Source organism: Arthrobacter sp. NicSoilC5 (genome assembly GCF_019977395.1).
In the GTDB taxonomy this organism is placed as follows: Bacteria; Actinomycetota; Actinomycetes; order Actinomycetales; family Micrococcaceae; genus Arthrobacter.
In genome coordinates this window covers 3,823,288-3,838,139 of record NZ_AP024660.1, presented here as the reverse complement: position 1 = coordinate 3,838,139, position 14,852 = coordinate 3,823,288, and the positions used below count along the sequence as shown (strand labels likewise).

The window sequence follows — 14,852 nt, the reverse complement described above, 5'->3', positions numbered from 1 at the left end:
CGATGGTTAAATCGGACGCCCTCTTCGAGCTGCAGCAGGACCCTGCGGACGCCGCCGGCTTCGCCGATCTGGCGCAGCTGCCACTGGCAGAGCTGATGGCTCCGGACTGGGCCGCGGCGCTGCAGGGCGTCGAAGCCCAGCTCCGGAAGGTCCTGGCGTTCCTCGCAGACGAAGAGGCGGCCGGGCACCAGCTCCTGCCGCCGCCGTCGAACGTCCTGCGCGCCTTCCGCCAGCCCTTCGCGGACGTGAAGGTCCTCATCGTGGGGCAGGACCCCTACCCCACGCCGGGACACGCCGTCGGCCTGTCGTTTTCGGTTGACCCGCACGTCCGACCCCTCCCCCGCAGCCTGGTCAACATTTACCGGGAGCTGGAGTCGGACCTGGGCATTCCCCCGCGCGTCCATGGGGATTTGTCCGCGTGGACGGAGCAGGGGGTGCTGCTCCTGAACCGGGTGCTCACCGTCCGGGCCGGCGCGGCGGGCTCCCACCGGGGCAAGGGCTGGGAGGAAATTACGACGGCGGCAGTCACCGCACTGGCCGCCCGCAAGTCCCCGGACGGGTCAGGGATGCCGCTGGTGGCGGTGTTGTGGGGCAAGGAGGCTGAGGGCGTCCGGCCGCTCCTGGGCGGGGCTCCTGCGGTCACCAGCCCGCACCCCAGTCCGCTGTCCGCTTCCCGCGGGTTCTTTGGTTCCAGGCCGTTCAGCCGCGTAAACCAGCTGCTCCGGGAACAGGGTGCGCGGGACGTAACTTGGGAACTCCCGCCGCTGCCCTAGCTAGGCTTGCCTTATGAGCACTGTCCCCGCCGCCACCAGCGCAACCAAGAAGAGCCGTCCGCAGGTCAACCTCACCGTGCTGCGGAAGGAACAGCTCTCCCCGCACATGGTCCGGATCGTGGCCGGCGGAGAGGGCTTCGGTGATTTCGTCAACAACGGGTTCGTTGACCGTTACGTGAAGATCGTCTTTCCACAGCCCGGCGTGGAGTACCCCTCCCCGCTGGATCTCTGGACGGTGCGGGAAACCATGCCGCGTGAGCAGTGGCCGTTCACCCGCACCTATACGCTGCGCTGGGTGGATCCCGGGGCCCGGGAGCTGGCCATCGACTTCGTGGTCCACGGCGATGAAGGGTTCGCCGGTCCGTGGGCGGCCAACGCCCAGCCGGGTGAGCCGTTGATCTTTACCGGCCCCGGCGGCGCGTACAACCCCAACCCCGAGGCCGACTGGTACCTCTTTGCCGGTGACGAGGCGGCCCTGCCCGCCATCGCCGCCTGCATCGAGTCACTGCCGGCAGGGGCAACCGGGCTGGCCTTCCTGGAGGTCGGATCCGGGGCGGACATCCAGCCCATTGCCGCCCCGGCAGGACTGCACATCACCTGGCTGCCCCGCAACGGCGCTCCGGCGGGTTCCAGCGACCTGCTGGTGAACGCAGTGGCGGACGCGGAATGGCCCGATGGCACGGTGGATGTCTTTGCGCACGGCGAACGCGGCTACATGAAAGCCCTGCGCGAGGTCCTGTTCAAGCAGCGCGGACTGGAGCGCCGGCAGGTGTCCCTCTCCGGGTACTGGGCGCAGGGCCGGGTAGAGGACGACTTCCAGGCCGAGAAGAAGCTTCCGGTCGGCCAAATTTAGCCTGGACAGGCGGCCGTGGCTTAGCGGCGGCGGGCCCGGCGCCGCTCGTTGCTTGCCAGGCTGCGGGTCAGTGGACGGGCCAGCACATCGCCCAGCACAATCCCGCCCGCCGTGCCCAGCACAATGGCGCCGGCACTGAGCATCCCGCCGGCACCGGCCAGGACTTCAGACTCCTCAACGGTGAGCACATACATGGACCGGAAAATCGTGAGGCCCGGCAGCAGGATGAGTGCCGCGGGGACTGCCACCACCAGCTGCGGTGCGCCCATGCGCAGGGCTACCACCCGTGCCAGCAGGCCAATGACGACGGCGGCCATGGCAGGTGCAAACCGGTCCCCGATGCCCAGCTGGCCGCAGCCGAGCAGCACCAGGTAGCCGGCCACGCCCACGGCTGCCGTGGGCAGCAGGAGCTTCCACGTGGTCTGTTCCGTGATGCCGATGGCCATCACAGCGGCGGCCACGAAGAGGATCAGGACCCACAGATCGTAGGCAGGCGGGAAGGTCTGGGTGACGTCGATGCGCTGCAGCCCCGTCAGCTCCCCCACGACGAAGGCAACGGCGATTCCCGCCACGATGGCGCCGAAGGTCAGCAGGGTGGACAGGAACCGGCCCGCCGCGGTCACGGGGAAGCCGTTGATGGCGTCCTGCACGGAGGACACCAGGCGCCCGGTGGGCAGGAGGAGCAGGATGCCGCCCACCACCACGATGGAGGGCGACGTCGTGAGCCCAAGCTGCCAGAGCAGCAGCGCCAGCATGGTGACCACGAAAGAGCAGCTCGCGGTGATGAAGAAGTCGGGAACCCGCCAGCGTCCCAGCTGCCGGGCCAGCAGGCTGATGCCGATATTGGCCACGAACGCGATCACCGACGACACCGGGCCGCCGCCCAGCACCCCCACGAACACCGCGGCGAAAATGCCGAACGCTACGGTGACCATCCACCGCGGGTAGGGCTTGGGGCTGGTGATGGCCTCGTTGAGCCTGCGGATTGCTTCGTCACGGCCCACACCCCCGGCCACGATGTCGGTGACCAGCTGGTGCACCTTGGCCAGCCCGGCGTAGTTGTTGGTCCAGGACCGCACCACGCGCAGCAGGGCGATGGGGGTCTGGTCCTTGGGCGCGTAGTTGATGCCCACGGACTGGTTGGTGATGTCCACTTCGATGTTCTTCAGCCCCAGGGCCGCCGTGACCGCGATGATGCTGGTTTCGACTTCCAGGGCGCCCGCGCCGTAGCGGAACATGGTCTCAGCCAGGTGCAGGGCGAAGTCCAGGGTTTTGCGCGCGGACGTATCCACGCCGCCGACCTGGATGGTGGGGTTGGCGTACGGGCTGCCCGCCAGCCGGTCCACGATGCTCAGCGGAGCCGTGGGAGGATTCTCGCCCTGCACCAGGCGGCGCAGCATCCTCTTGGCGGCGGCGTCCTGCCGAAGCTGTGCAGGGGTCAGTGGTTCAGTCTTGGGCAGGCCATCAGTCTTCGGCCTGGACCCTGGCCGTTCGGGCCGGTTGGTCATGCCCGTTTCCTCCCTGTGCGCGGTTGATGGACTCTCAGGATGCGCGCTTCAGCGGCAGTTTACCCAGCAGTGTGCGGGCGGCAGCGGCAGCGGACCTGGCCAGCCGGTTGGCGTGGAAGACGGCGGGGCGGACCGGGAGGACGAAGTCCCCCACCAGCTGGACCACTTCCCCGCCGAATCCCTTCTTGAATTCGTAGCCGCCGTGGCCTTCCTCGTCCTGCCCGGAGATGCCGAACGTGCCGTAGAAGTTGTACCGCGGGTAGCCCTTCTCCAGGGCGTGCAGCATCATTCCCCAGTAAAGGGAGGTTGCGCCGTTGAAGTAGATGTAGTCCTGGACGGTGCCGCCGATCACGCACACCACCTCGTCGCCGTAGCAGACGAAGTGGATGGCCGCGACGGTGGCCGTTCCCACGGAGTCGGGGAAGCGTTCGATGTCCTTCAGGCTCCGCTCGTAGCTGTCCACCAGGTCCTGGACCACTTTGAGCCGGTTGGCCTTCTTCTTGCTGCCGGTCTCCTCCACCTCGCGGCGGAGGTCCGCCGCTGTGGCCGACTCCGCGGCCAGCCGTTCGGTGATGGATTTGCGGTAGGCCGGGATGTCGATCTTGGCCATCATCAGCTTGGTGAACTCCGCGGAGGTGGTGCGGAGCAGGTTCTCGTAGTAGGCGCGTTCGCGGTACACGAACCCTTTTTCGTCGCCTGCCCGGCTCAGGGCGCCGTAGAAATCGTCGAGGGTTTCCAGGGTGGCCTGTTCGAGGAAGACGCCGTTCTTTTCCGCCTTGCGGATGGCTTTGCGGGTGCGGTAGCTGGTGCCCATGATCAGTTCTTCGGCGTCCTGGATCCCCACCAGGTTCTTGATGAACATCCAGTTGACGTTGATGAAGTTCATGTCCAGGCCCTGGTGCTGGAATCCGAGCTGTTCCAGGTCCGCCACCAGCGGCCTGTTGTCTTCGACGTCCGGGTGTTCGGCGCCATCAGCGTCGCGTGCGATGTACCTGATGTTCGGCGAGATCCGCAGTTCAGCCGCCTTGCGCTCAGCGGCGTGGTTGCGGAGAAGCCCGACGACGGCGCGCACCAGGTCCCGGTCCGAGTAGTCCATGAGGGGGCCCTTGGCACACTCGCAGACGGTGTAGCCCAGGCGGGTGGTGGTGTAGTTGAGCTTTCCTGCGGCCACGAGTTCGCCGTCGCGACGGACCCCGAAGAGTTCCACCTGCTGGCCCCGGGCACGCTGGAAGCGGGCGAAGTCGATGGACTGCAGGAAGCTGTTCTGCGGGTGCTTCAGGGCGAAGGCCTCGAATTCGGCGTCGCTGAGGTTGGCGTATTCAAGCCCGGTCGCGGCGGAAACTGGATTCAAGGGGTGACCTTCTTCTGGACTCTTCGCGGCCTGTGGGCACGCACTGGGTGGAGGGTGTTAAGGGTGGAGGGTGTTCAGGGCGGACGGCGTTCAGGCCGGCCGGGTTCCCGCAGCGTACGGGCCGCGCGGGGCGCTCAGGAGAGGGCCCTGGCGGCAGCGGGTCAGTAGAACTGCTGCCCGGTTCGTGCGGTCTCGATCCGGCGGAACACTTTCTCTCCACCGTTGACCCAGAGCCGGTGCCGGAGCGGGGACAGGATGTAGTCGTGGCAGCCCACAAAGTCGGTGACCGTCTTGGTGAAGCTGGTCTTGAACATGCCCATTCCGTAGAGATTGTGGGTCTTGTCCTTAATGCGGGCAGCCGGCGGGGTGCCGCAGAAGTCGTATTCCGTGCAGCCAAGTTCCTGCATCCGCCGGATGGCCGTCCACTGCACCAGGTGCGAGTCCCCGTACTGCTTGCGGTTCTGGGTGGAACCGCCGTCTTTGTACGTTGCCTTGGCCCCGTAGTTGATGACGAAGGCACCAACACTGGGTTTTCCGTCCTCGTAGGCGAAGAAAAAGTTGCCCTGGCCGCGGTTGCAGAACTCGTCCCAGAACCGCTCGTAGTACTCATAGCTGCGCAGGGGCATGGAACCCTTTGCGTTGACCGTGTTGGCCATCAGGTCGTACAGGGCCCGGTAGGTTTCCGGTCCCTGTTCCTGCCGGACCACCTGGCAGCCCTCGCGCTCTGCGCGCCGGATTGCGTTCCTGGCCCGGGAAGACATGGCCTTAAAGACTTCCTCTTCCGTGCCGGAGATATCCAGCAGGGCGGTGGAATCGTTGGACTGGATGTTGGGGGCTTTGGCCAGGTGGGCTGCTGCCAGTTCCCGCTGCGCTTCGTCTGAGTCGATGATGTCCGGTTCCACTTTGATGGTGAACACCTTCAGCTTGCTGCTGCGGACCAGCTGCGCGCACGCTGCGAGGGCAGCGCCCAGGTCTGCTGCCCCTACCAGGTCGGGGCCCTTGATGAGGTACCAGAGCCGTCCCAGGACGGGGAAGCTTTTCTCCAGCACCAGGTTATAGCTGGCGTTCCCGCCGCCTTCCAGCACCAGGAACCGGACTTTCCAGCCGCTTCCGTTCTTGACCGATGCGTAGGCGGCGGACTGCAGCATGTTGCCGCCGTTCGGGTTGGCCGTGACGTGCTTGTCCCAGTTTTCAATTTCCTCGGCTGTGGCAAAACGTGCGGTGAATTCTCGCAAGGGGGCCGTGTCCAATCGGGTTTGTGCGCGGTTTCGGTACTTCTGGATGCGTGCGGACATGCAGCCTCAAGTCTAAAGCCTCAGGCGCTCCCGGCTTTTCTCCGGCATGCCCGGGACGGCGGCCGTCCGGGTGTGGAGCGTCACCTTGACGGAGCTCAGGATGTTCAACAAGGGTTGGGGTATGAGGCCGGATGGGGAACAGAGCACCGCTCCCGCGGGCAGCGGCGGGAAGCCGTACAGTGCCGGGGTGCAGGCCGCCGCGCTTGCCGGTTTCCTGTTGGCGTCCTTGGTGGTGGCGGCGCTGGGCGGTTTGGCATCGGCGGCCAATGTCACTGGCTGGTATGCAGCCGCGGACAAGGCCCCCTGGTCCCCGCCCAATGGCGTGTTCGGTCCGGTGTGGACCATCCTTTATGCGGCAATGGCCCTCGCTGCATGGCTGGTTTGGCGTAAACGCACCGCTGGGACACGGCAGGCCATGGTGGTTTACGCCATCCAGCTGGCCCTCAATCTCACCTGGACCCCGGTCTTTTTCGCCCTTTACCCGGCTCTTGGCACGGCGGCCCTGTGGCTGGGCCTGGCCATCATCGTGGCCCTGGTCGCCGCGGTAACGGTGACGGTGCTGCATTTCGGTCCGATCAGCCGGACGGCAGGGCTGCTCCTGCTCCCCTACATCTCATGGCTGGTGTTCGCTGCCAGCCTCAATTGGTGGGCGGCAACTCACAATTAGGCGCACGGGCACCGCCCGTCCCGCCATTCGGTCAGGTGTCAGCGGGGTGTCAGCATTCGACAACGTTGACGGCGAGGCCGCCCATGGCGGTTTCCTTGTATTTGTCGCTCATGTCTTTGCCGGTTTCGCGCATGGTGATGATGACTTCGTCGAGGGAGACGCGGTGGGTGCCGTCGCCCCAGAGCGCCATTTTCGCGGCGTTGATCGCTTTCGCGGCGGCGATCGCGTTCCGTTCGATGCAGGGGACCTGGACCAGCCCGCCGATCGGGTCACACGTCAGGCCGAGGTTGTGTTCCATCGCGATCTCCGCGGCGTTCTCCACCTGGGCCGGGGTGCCGCCCATGACCTCGGCCAGGCCCGCGGCGGCCATCGAGGACGCGGACCCGACCTCGCCCTGGCAGCCCACCTCGGCCCCGGAGATCGAGGCCTGTTCCTTGTAGAGCACCCCGACCGCGCCGGCGGCGAGCAGGAACCGCACCACCACATCGTCGCGGTCGGCCTGGGTGGCCTGGTCCATGCCCGGGGCGAAGTGCAGGGCGTAGAACAGCACCGCGGGGATGATCCCGGCCGCCCCGTTCGTGGGGGCGGTGACCACCCTCCCGCCGGAGGCGTTTTCCTCGTTCACCGCCAACGCCACCAAGTTAACCCACTCCTGCCAATACCTGGGGTCGTAGTGGTCCTGCCCGTCCTGGCCGTCATTGTCGGTGTCTTCGGGGCGGGCGGTTTCCTTCTTCAGCCGCTCGTACCAGTCCGGGGCGCGGCGGCGGACCTTCAACCCGCCTGGGAGCACCCCCTCACGCTTGAGCGAGGTGGCCACGCAGTTCTCCATCACCGACCAGATATGCCCCAGCCCGGCCCGGATCTGCTCCTCGGACCGGGAGGCCTTCTCGTTCACGAACATCACGTCCGCGATGCCCAGCCCGGTCACCGCGCAGTGCTCCAGCAGCTCTGCCGCGGTCCGGAACGGCAGCGGCAGCTCCTCCTTGGACGCGTCCAGTTCCTGCTGCGCGGCGTCCTCTTCCCCCTCGCGGACGATGAACCCGCCACCGACCGAGAAGAACGTCGCCGCATGCACCACATCCCCGGCCGCGTCGGTAACGGTGAACGTCATCCCGTTCGTGTGCCGCGGCAGCACCGTCAACGGCCGCAACACCATGTCGCCCACCCCGTACGGGAGCGCAACCGCACCGGCCAGGTTCAGGATCCCGGTCTCCGCGATCGAAGCCAGCCGCTCCTCCACCTCCTCGGGCAGGATCAGTTCCGGATGGAACCCCTCCAACCCCAACAGGATCGCCGTCATCGTCCCATGCCCATGCCCCGTCGCCGCCAACGACCCATACAAATCCACCCGCAGCGAGGAGACGTCCGCCAGCTTCCCCGAGGCCTTCAACTCCTCAGCAAACACGGCAGCAGCCCGCATCGGCCCCACAGTATGCGAGCTTGAAGGGCCAATCCCGATCGAAAAAAGATCAAAGACACCAACGGCCATGAGGAAATTCCTAACTAAAACAGGTTGTTGGGGTTGGAGCGGGCAGGACATCCTCTGCGTGCTCGGTCGCGAAGACGCCCGCTGCGCGGACGTGACGCTCCCTTAGACGCACGCTGCCGGATGCCCCGCCCACTCCGCAAGCACGTCACCAAGGCGACGCGGCAAGCAGGTAACGTCGTGCCCACGAGCGCCGGCGGAGCCGGACTTTTCGAAAGCGTGCTCCCCACCGTCTCCCTAGCCTCGCAAGCTCGGCCAGGGAACCCTGACGGCGTGGGCCCAACGCAGGCGTGAAAATGTCCGGTCCGCCGTCGCGAAGGTGACCACGGGGTGGAACAAGGGACTACTCGGCGCGGCGGTAGAACGGGAGGTCGACAACTTCGAAGGGTTCTGCCTTGCCGCGGAGATCGATGTCCAGGGCTGTGCCGGGTGCCGAGTACTCGACGTCGACGTAGGCCATGGCGATCGGGTAGCCGAGGGTGGGCGAGGGCTGGCCGGAGGTGACTTCCCCGACCGGGGCGCCGTCCTTGAGCACGGGGTAGTGTGCCCGTCCGGCGCGGCGGCCTTTGCCTTTGAGCCCCACGAGGCGGCGGCCGGAGGTGGTGCCGGCACCGGCTTCCTTCTTTGCTGCCAGCGCAACCTTGCCAACAAAGTCGCCTTCCTTGGAGAGCGCGACGACGGGGCCGAGGCCTGCAGCGAACGGGTCACCCTGCAGGGACAGTTCGTTGCCGTACAGCGGCATCCCCGCTTCCAGGCGAAGCGAGTCGCGGGAGGCAAGGCCGGCCGGGGTCAGCTCCCCGTCGTCGGCGATGGCGACCAATGCCTGCCACAGTGCCGGGGCGTCTGCGTTGTCCACGAAGATCTCGAACCCGTCCTCACCGGTGTACCCGGTACGCGCGAGCAGGAGTTCCTTGCCGGCGCCGCCCACCAGGAACGGAACCTCCACAGCGGCGTAGTACTTCAGCTCCGTCACCAGGGAGTGCTGTGCGGCCGGGACCAGGCGCAACAGGAGTTCCTGTGCCTTGGGGCCCTGCACTGCGATCAGCGACGTCCGGGCCGAGGCGTCCTCCACCAGCACGTCAAACCCTGCGGCCCGTTCCTGCAGGGCTGCCGCCACCACCGCGGCGTTCCCCGCATTGGGCACCACCAGGAAGACGTCCGTGCCGTCTCCAGCGGCGGGACGGCGGTAGGTGATGAGGTCGTCGATGATGCCGCCGTCCTCGTTGCAGATCAGCGAGTACTTGGCCTTGCCCACGGCCATGGCGGAGATCTTTCCCACCAGGGCGTAGTCCAGGAACGCGGCGGCCTGCGGCCCGGTGACCCAGACTTCGCCCATGTGGGAGAGGTCGAACAGGCCGGCGGTGCTGCGGACGGCGTGGTGTTCAGCCAGTTCGGAGCTGTACTTCAATGGCATCTGCCAGCCGCCGAAGTCGGTGAAGGAGGCGCCAAGCTTTTTATGTTCGTCGTAAAGGGCGGTGTATTTCTCGGTCACGGTGCCGGTCCTTTAGTTTTCGAACTCTTCGAGCGGCGGGCAGGAGCAGATGAGGTTCCGGTCTCCGGCGGCGCCGTCGATCCGGCCCACCGGCGGGAAGTACTTGTCCTGCTTGTGGTGGGCAGGGAACGCGGCCTGCTCGCGCGGGTAGGCACGGTCCCAGTCGGAGCTGACGACGGCGGCTGCCGTGTGGGGTGCGCGGCGCAGGGGGGAGTCCGCTACGGCAAAGTCGCCGTTGGCCACCTGGTCGATTTCCTTGCGGATGGTGATCATGGCTTCGATAAAGCGGTCGATCTCGGCCAGGTCCTCGGACTCGGTGGGCTCCACCATCAGGGTGCCGGCCACCGGGAACGCCAGGGTGGGGGCGTGGAAGCCGAAGTCGATGAGGCGCTTGGCCACATCCTCGGCCGTGACACCGGTCTTGGCGGTCAGTTCGCGCAGGTCCAGGATGCATTCGTGCGCCACGAGGCCGCCTTCACCGGTGTACAGCACCGGGAAGTACTCGTTCAGCCGGGCTGCGACGTAATTGGCAGCGAGCAGGGCTGCCTTGGTGGCCTCGGTGAGCCCTTCCCCGCCCATGAGCTTCACGTACGCCCAGGAGATCGGCAGGACGCCGGCCGAACCGAAGCGGGAAGCCGAGATCGCGACCCCGTGGCCTTCCTCATGCGCTGCCTTGTTGGCGTCGCCGGGCATGAACGGCGCCAGGTGGGCTTTGGCGGCCACGGGTCCGACGCCGGGTCCGCCGCCGCCGTGGGGGATGCAGAAGGTCTTGTGCAGGTTCAGGTGGGAGACGTCGCCGCCGAACTTGCCGGGCTGGGCCAGTCCCACCAGGGCGTTCAGGTTGGCGCCGTCGATGTAGACCTGGCCGCCCGCCGCGTGCACGGCGTCGCAGACCTCACGGACGTCCCCGTCATAGACGCCGTGGGTGGACGGGTACGTGATCATGATGCAGGACAGGACGTCCTTGTTCGCTTCGATCTTGGCCGTCAGGTCATCGTGGTTGATGGTGCCGTCCGCGGCCGTGGCAACGACGACGACCTTCATGCCGGCCAGGACGGCAGAGGCGGCATTGGTGCCGTGGGCGGAGGCGGGGATCAGGCAGACGTTGCGCTGCTCTTCGCCGCGGGAGTGGTGGTAGCCGCGGATGGCCAGCAGGCCGGCGAGCTCGCCCTGGGAACCGGCATTGGGCTGGATGGACACCTGGTCGTACCCGGTGATCGCGGTCAGGTCCGCCTCCAGGTCGGCAATCAGTTCACGCCAGCCTTCGGTCTGGGAGTCCGGGGCAAAGGGGTGGATGGAGGCGAATTCCGGCCAGGAGATGGCTTCCATCTCGGCGGTGGCGTTCAGCTTCATGGTGCACGAGCCCAGCGGGATCATGGTGCGGTCCAGCGCCAGGTCCCGGTCCGACAGCTTCCGGATGTAGCGCAGCAGCTGGGTTTCGGACCGGTGCGTGTTGAACACCGGGTGCTGCAGGTATTCGGAGGAACGTCCGACGGCGGCCTCCAGTCCGAAGCCTTCAGCCGCGGCAACGGAGGCCCCAAAGACGTCCGCGACGTCGGCGACGATGGCCGCCGTCGTGGTTTCGTCGAGCGAGATGCCCACGGTATCGGCGTCGATGGAACGCAGGTTGATGCCGCGCGCTTCGGCATCGGCGACAAGCGCGGCAGCGCGTCCGGGGACGCGGACGGTAAGGGTGTCGAAGAAGCTCGTGTGCAGCACCTCCACACCGGCAGCTGCCAGCGAGGCCGCCAGCACCCGGGCGTGGCCGTGCGTCGTTTCCGCAATCGCCTTCAGCCCGTCGGGGCCGTGGTAGACGGCGTACATCGAGGAGACGATGGCCAGCAGGGCCTGCGCCGTGCAGATGTTGGACGTGGCCTTTTCGCGGCGGATGTGCTGCTCGCGGGTCTGCAGCGCCAGGCGGTACGCGGGCACCCCTGCGTCGTCCTTGGACACACCCACCAGGCGGCCGGGCAGCGACCGCTCCAGGCCCTTGCGCACCGCCATGTAGGCGGCGTGCGGGCCGCCGAAGAACAACGGCACCCCGAAGCGCTGGGTGGAGCCGACGGCGATGTCGGCGCCCTGCTCGCCCGGAGGAGTGATCAGGGTCAGTGCCAGCAGGTCAGCGGCCACGGCGACCAATGCGCCGCGCTCCTTCGCCGCCGCAATAGTGGCGGACTGGTCCCAGACCCGCCCGGAGGCACCGGGCTGCTGGAGCACGATGCCGTTGATGTCGCCGTCGGGCAGGCCGTTGGACAGGTCGGCGACCTCAACTTCGAAGCCGAGCGCCTCGGCGCGGCCCTTGACGATGGCGATGGTCTGCGGCAGCACGTCGATGTCCAGGACAGTCTTGCCGTCCGCTGCAGGCTTGGTCTTGTTGGAGCGGCGCATCAGCAGCACGGCCTCGGCCACGGCGGTGGCTTCATCGAGCAGGGACGCGTTGGCGATGGGCAGGCCCACCAGGTCCTGGACCATGGTCTGGAAATTCAGGAGTGCCTCGAGCCGGCCCTGGGAAATCTCGGGCTGGTACGGGGTGTAGGCGGTGTACCAGGCCGGGGCTTCCAGCACGTTCCGGCGGATCACTGCAGGCGTGACGGTGTCGTAGTAGCCCTGCCCGATCATCTGGACAGCGGTCTTGTTCTTGGCGGCGAGCCTGCGCAGTTCCGCAAGGACTTCAACTTCGCTGAGGGCATCCTGCAGGCGGAGGGCTGTTTCCTGGCGGATGACTTTGGGTACGGCGGTGTCCACCAGGGAATCGACCGTGCCGTAACCAACGGCTTTGAGCATGGCGTCGACGTCGTCCTGGCGGCGTGCGCCAATGTGGCGGTCTACGAAGGTGGTGGAGGCTGGGGTAACCGACACGAAGGAACTCCATTTATTCAGGCGGCGCAGGGTACGCCACAGCTATTCGGGTCCCTCCCCGCTCTGTATTGGACCTGAGAGTTTCCGCGTTGCCTGCCTGGGCAGGACCCGCTTGCACCGTCGGTGAGCACAACAGCCGTTTCGCTTCCCCCAAGGGAGGCCGGACAACTGCCTGCTGCTTTCCAGAGGTGCCTCGCCGCGGCGGTACAGGGGCCTGCGAGATTCCTGGGGAGGATTTGCTCCTACGGCGCCTGCCTGTACTTCCGGCAGAACTCTCCCGCCGCAGATCAAAGGCTATTCATTTGTTGATGATGACGGCCGGTGACAGCCCTCACAACTCTCCATTGTCCTACGCCACAAGCCCTCCCGGCAAATGGAAAACTACCTGCGGAGCCGTTCCAAAGCAGCCAGGAGTTCCTCCACATCAGCCGCCGCTCCGCCTTCCGGCGCAGGGCCCACGGAAAGCATGGCATTGAAGTACAACCCGTCACCCATATACAGGACAGCCTTGGCCAGGCCGTGCCCCACATCTGCTGCGATCTCGTCCAGCCACCGCTGCTGGATGGCGGCGAACCGGCGGCGGGTCTCTTCATGTGCCACCTCGGCAAGCCGCGTGGCAGCCACGATGACCCGGTCAAGCGGAGTATCCGCCCAGACGGAGGAGCGGATGAAATACGCGGCAGCACCTTCGCTGGCGGAAGCCATCGCGTCGGCGTCCTGCCTGGCCAGGCCTTCCAGGCGGTCAAGCAGCACGGAGATGAGCGCTTCCTTGTTGGGAAAATGATAGAGGAGGCCACCTTTGGACACCCCGGCCTTCCGGGCTACGGCGTCGAGGGTTGCAGCGCGCTCCCCCACGTCGATCAGCAGGGACTCGAAGGCGTCAAGGACCGCATCACGGGCTACAGGCTTTCGGGGCATGCCTTCCATCATGCCCTCCACCGGCAGGGAAGAAGGAATGCCCGCGTTTAATAACTGTACCGTCCAGACGGTACAGTTATTGCATGACGACTTCCATCAGCCCGGCCCCCACCCAACGGGACAGCACCGCCGCGCGGCCTCCGTGGCGGGATTGGCTTGCGCTGGGGCTGCTGATGTTTCCCGTGCTGCTGGTGGCAGTGGACAACACGGCCCTGACCTTTGCCCTGCCCGCCATCGCACGCGCCCTGGAACCGACCGGCCTGCAGCTGCTGTGGATCGTGGACTCCTATCCGCTGGTCCTGGCCGGGCTGCTGGTGTCAATGGGAAGCCTCGGCGACCGGATTGGGCGGCGGCGGCTGCTGGTCATCGGCAGCCTGGGCTTCGCCGGACTGTCCGCCGCCACCGCCTTCGCACCCACCCCGGAGTGGCTGATCGCCGGCCGCGCGGCGCTCGGGTTCTTCGGCGCCATGCTGATGCCGTCCACCCTGTCGCTGATCCGCAATATTTTCCCGGAACCCAACCGCCGGCGGCTTGCAGTGGCCATCTGGGCGGCGGGATTCTCCGGCGGCGCCGCCCTGGGCCCCATCCTGGGTGGATGGCTGGTGGAGCACTTCTGGTGGGGCGCCGTTTTCCTGGTGGCCGTGCCGCTCATGCTGCCCCTGCTGGCTCTGGGGCCGGCCTTCATTCCGGAATCAAAGGATCCCGCGCCGGGCAGGGTGGATATCCCAAGCGTCCTGCTCTCCATGCTGGTCATGGTGCCCGTGGTGTACGGCATCAAGTCAGTAGCCACCGAAGGCCCGGGCACGGCCGGGCTGGGCAGCATCGCCTTTGGCGTGGCCATGGGGATCGTGTTCGTGCGCCGCCAGCAACGCCTGGAATACCCGCTGCTGGACATGTCGCTGTTCCGGAACAGGGTGTTCAGCATGGCCATCAGCGCCAACATCCTGGCCCTGTTTTCCTTCAACGGATTCATCCTTTTCCTTGCCCAGCACCTCCAACTCCTGGAGGGGATGACGCCGTCCGCGGCGGGCATTGCCATGCTTCCGGCCCTGGCAGCCACAGTGGCGGCAGGCCTGGTGGTAGTCCCGCTGGTCCGGAAGGTCCGCCCCGGGTACGTAGTGGCCGCCGGCCTGTCCTTCAGCGCCGTCGGCTACAGCATGGTGGCCTTCGGAAACCACGACGGCGGGCCTTCCCTGCTGCTGGCAGCACTGCTGGTCCTGGCGCTGGGCGTCGGCACGGCGGAAACCATCTCGAACGACCTCATCCTCGGCTCGGCCCCGCCGGCGAAATCAGGCGCTGCGGCGGCGATTTCCGAGACGGGCTACGAGGTGGGCTCGCTGCTGGGGACTGCCGTGCTGGGCTCCATCCTGACCGCGTCCTACCAGCAGAACCTCCGGCTGCCGGCAGGGCTGGAGGCCATGCTGCCCGGAGCCTCACTGCACAACGCCGGGGAAACGCTGGCCGGCGCGGTGGAGGCGGCCGGCCTGCTGCCGGAATCAGTCGCGGGGGCAGTCCGGGATGCCGCGGCCGCCGCGTTCGATTCCGGCGTGCACATCACGGCCGCAATTGGGCTGGCACTGATGGCGACGGCGGCAGTGCTCGCCGCCGTCGTGCTTAGGAAAGTTCCCAAAGCGGCCTAGCAGTACAACG

11 protein-coding genes and 1 riboswitch are annotated in these 14,852 nt (G+C 66.8%); of the genes, 4 read left to right on the top strand and 7 right to left on the bottom strand.

Annotation, left to right across the window (positions count from 1 at the left end; genetic code table 11):
- Positions 1 to 2: 2 nt before the first annotated feature.
- Positions 3 to 773 carry a uracil-DNA glycosylase gene (locus tag LDO22_RS17950; protein ID WP_224025035.1) on the top strand — a complete coding sequence of 257 codons (771 nt, stop codon included), beginning with the start codon at positions 3 to 5 and terminating at the stop codon, positions 771 to 773.
- Positions 774 to 786: 13 nt separating this feature from the next.
- On the top strand, positions 787 to 1,626 hold the full coding sequence (locus LDO22_RS17945) for a siderophore-interacting protein (protein ID WP_224025033.1): 840 nt from the start codon (positions 787 to 789) through the stop codon (positions 1,624 to 1,626).
- 20 nt (positions 1,627 to 1,646) lie between these two features.
- On the opposite strand, the gene LDO22_RS17940 is transcribed toward LDO22_RS17945, so the two are convergent.
- The 3 genes from LDO22_RS17940 to LDO22_RS17930 all read right to left on the bottom strand — a co-directional run bounded on the left by LDO22_RS17940 (position 1,647) and on the right by LDO22_RS17930 (position 5,780).
- Positions 1,647 to 3,134: a threonine/serine exporter family protein gene (locus LDO22_RS17940; protein ID WP_159632870.1), complete on the bottom strand. Its 1,488-nt coding sequence runs from the start codon at positions 3,132 to 3,134 to the stop codon at positions 1,647 to 1,649.
- Between the two features lie 34 nt (positions 3,135 to 3,168).
- Positions 3,169 to 4,485 (bottom strand): peptidoglycan bridge formation glycyltransferase FemA/FemB family protein, encoded by a 1,317-nt coding sequence (locus LDO22_RS17935; RefSeq protein ID WP_224025031.1) that lies wholly within the window; start codon positions 4,483 to 4,485, stop codon positions 3,169 to 3,171.
- A 161-nt stretch (positions 4,486 to 4,646) separates the two neighbouring features.
- Positions 4,647 to 5,780, bottom strand: coding sequence for a peptidoglycan bridge formation glycyltransferase FemA/FemB family protein (locus tag LDO22_RS17930; RefSeq protein WP_224025029.1), 1,134 nt, complete (start codon positions 5,778 to 5,780; stop codon positions 4,647 to 4,649).
- Between the two features lie 121 nt (positions 5,781 to 5,901).
- On the opposite strand from LDO22_RS17930, the gene LDO22_RS17925 reads away from it, so the two are divergent.
- The gene (locus LDO22_RS17925; RefSeq protein WP_159632873.1) at positions 5,902 to 6,447 is read left to right on the top strand and encodes a TspO/MBR family protein; all 546 of its coding nucleotides are present in this window, start codon (positions 5,902 to 5,904) and stop codon (positions 6,445 to 6,447) included.
- Positions 6,448 to 6,496: 49 nt separating this feature from the next.
- On the opposite strand, the gene LDO22_RS17920 is transcribed toward LDO22_RS17925, so the two are convergent.
- The 4 genes from LDO22_RS17920 to LDO22_RS17905 form a co-directional block, all read right to left on the bottom strand.
- The gene (locus tag LDO22_RS17920; RefSeq protein ID WP_224025027.1) at positions 6,497 to 7,936 is read right to left on the bottom strand and encodes an L-serine ammonia-lyase; all 1,440 of its coding nucleotides are present in this window, start codon (positions 7,934 to 7,936) and stop codon (positions 6,497 to 6,499) included.
- Between the two features lie 340 nt (positions 7,937 to 8,276).
- Complete coding sequence (gene gcvT, locus LDO22_RS17915) at positions 8,277 to 9,425, bottom strand: glycine cleavage system aminomethyltransferase GcvT (protein ID WP_224025024.1); 1,149 nt, start codon at positions 9,423 to 9,425, stop codon at positions 8,277 to 8,279.
- Positions 9,426 to 9,437: 12 nt separating this feature from the next.
- On the bottom strand, positions 9,438 to 12,284 hold the full coding sequence (gcvP, locus tag LDO22_RS17910) for an aminomethyl-transferring glycine dehydrogenase (protein WP_224025022.1): 2,847 nt from the start codon (positions 12,282 to 12,284) through the stop codon (positions 9,438 to 9,440).
- Between the two features lie 192 nt (positions 12,285 to 12,476).
- Positions 12,477 to 12,574, bottom strand: a riboswitch (glycine riboswitch).
- Between the two features lie 91 nt (positions 12,575 to 12,665).
- Positions 12,666 to 13,202 carry a TetR/AcrR family transcriptional regulator gene (locus LDO22_RS17905; RefSeq protein ID WP_159632877.1) on the bottom strand — a complete coding sequence of 179 codons (537 nt, stop codon included), beginning with the start codon at positions 13,200 to 13,202 and terminating at the stop codon, positions 12,666 to 12,668.
- 83 nt (positions 13,203 to 13,285) lie between these two features.
- On the opposite strand from LDO22_RS17905, the gene LDO22_RS17900 reads away from it, so the two are divergent.
- Positions 13,286 to 14,842 carry an MFS transporter gene (locus LDO22_RS17900; protein WP_224025020.1) on the top strand — a complete coding sequence of 519 codons (1,557 nt, stop codon included), beginning with the start codon at positions 13,286 to 13,288 and terminating at the stop codon, positions 14,840 to 14,842.
- Positions 14,843 to 14,852 lie beyond the last annotated feature (10 nt).

What these genes read in the sequence shown, in the direction of transcription:
- LDO22_RS17940 (WP_159632870.1), bottom strand. Translation starts at nt 3,134, where the DNA reads ATGACCAACCGGCCCGAACGGCCAGGGTCCAGGCCGAAGACTGATGGC.
- LDO22_RS17925 (WP_159632873.1), top strand. Translation starts at nt 5,902, where the DNA reads ATGAGGCCGGATGGGGAACAGAGCACCGCTCCCGCGGGCAGCGGCGGG.
- LDO22_RS17920 (WP_224025027.1), bottom strand. Translation starts at nt 7,936, where the DNA reads ATGGCCGTTGGTGTCTTTGATCTTTTTTCGATCGGGATTGGCCCTTCA.
- LDO22_RS17900 (WP_224025020.1), top strand. Translation starts at nt 13,286, where the DNA reads ATGACGACTTCCATCAGCCCGGCCCCCACCCAACGGGACAGCACCGCC.
- LDO22_RS17945 (WP_224025033.1), top strand. Translation starts at nt 787, where the DNA reads ATGAGCACTGTCCCCGCCGCCACCAGCGCAACCAAGAAGAGCCGTCCG.
- LDO22_RS17950 (WP_224025035.1), top strand. Translation starts at nt 3, where the DNA reads ATGGTTAAATCGGACGCCCTCTTCGAGCTGCAGCAGGACCCTGCGGAC.
- LDO22_RS17930 (WP_224025029.1), bottom strand. Translation starts at nt 5,780, where the DNA reads ATGTCCGCACGCATCCAGAAGTACCGAAACCGCGCACAAACCCGATTG.
- LDO22_RS17905 (WP_159632877.1), bottom strand. Translation starts at nt 13,202, where the DNA reads ATGCCCCGAAAGCCTGTAGCCCGTGATGCGGTCCTTGACGCCTTCGAG.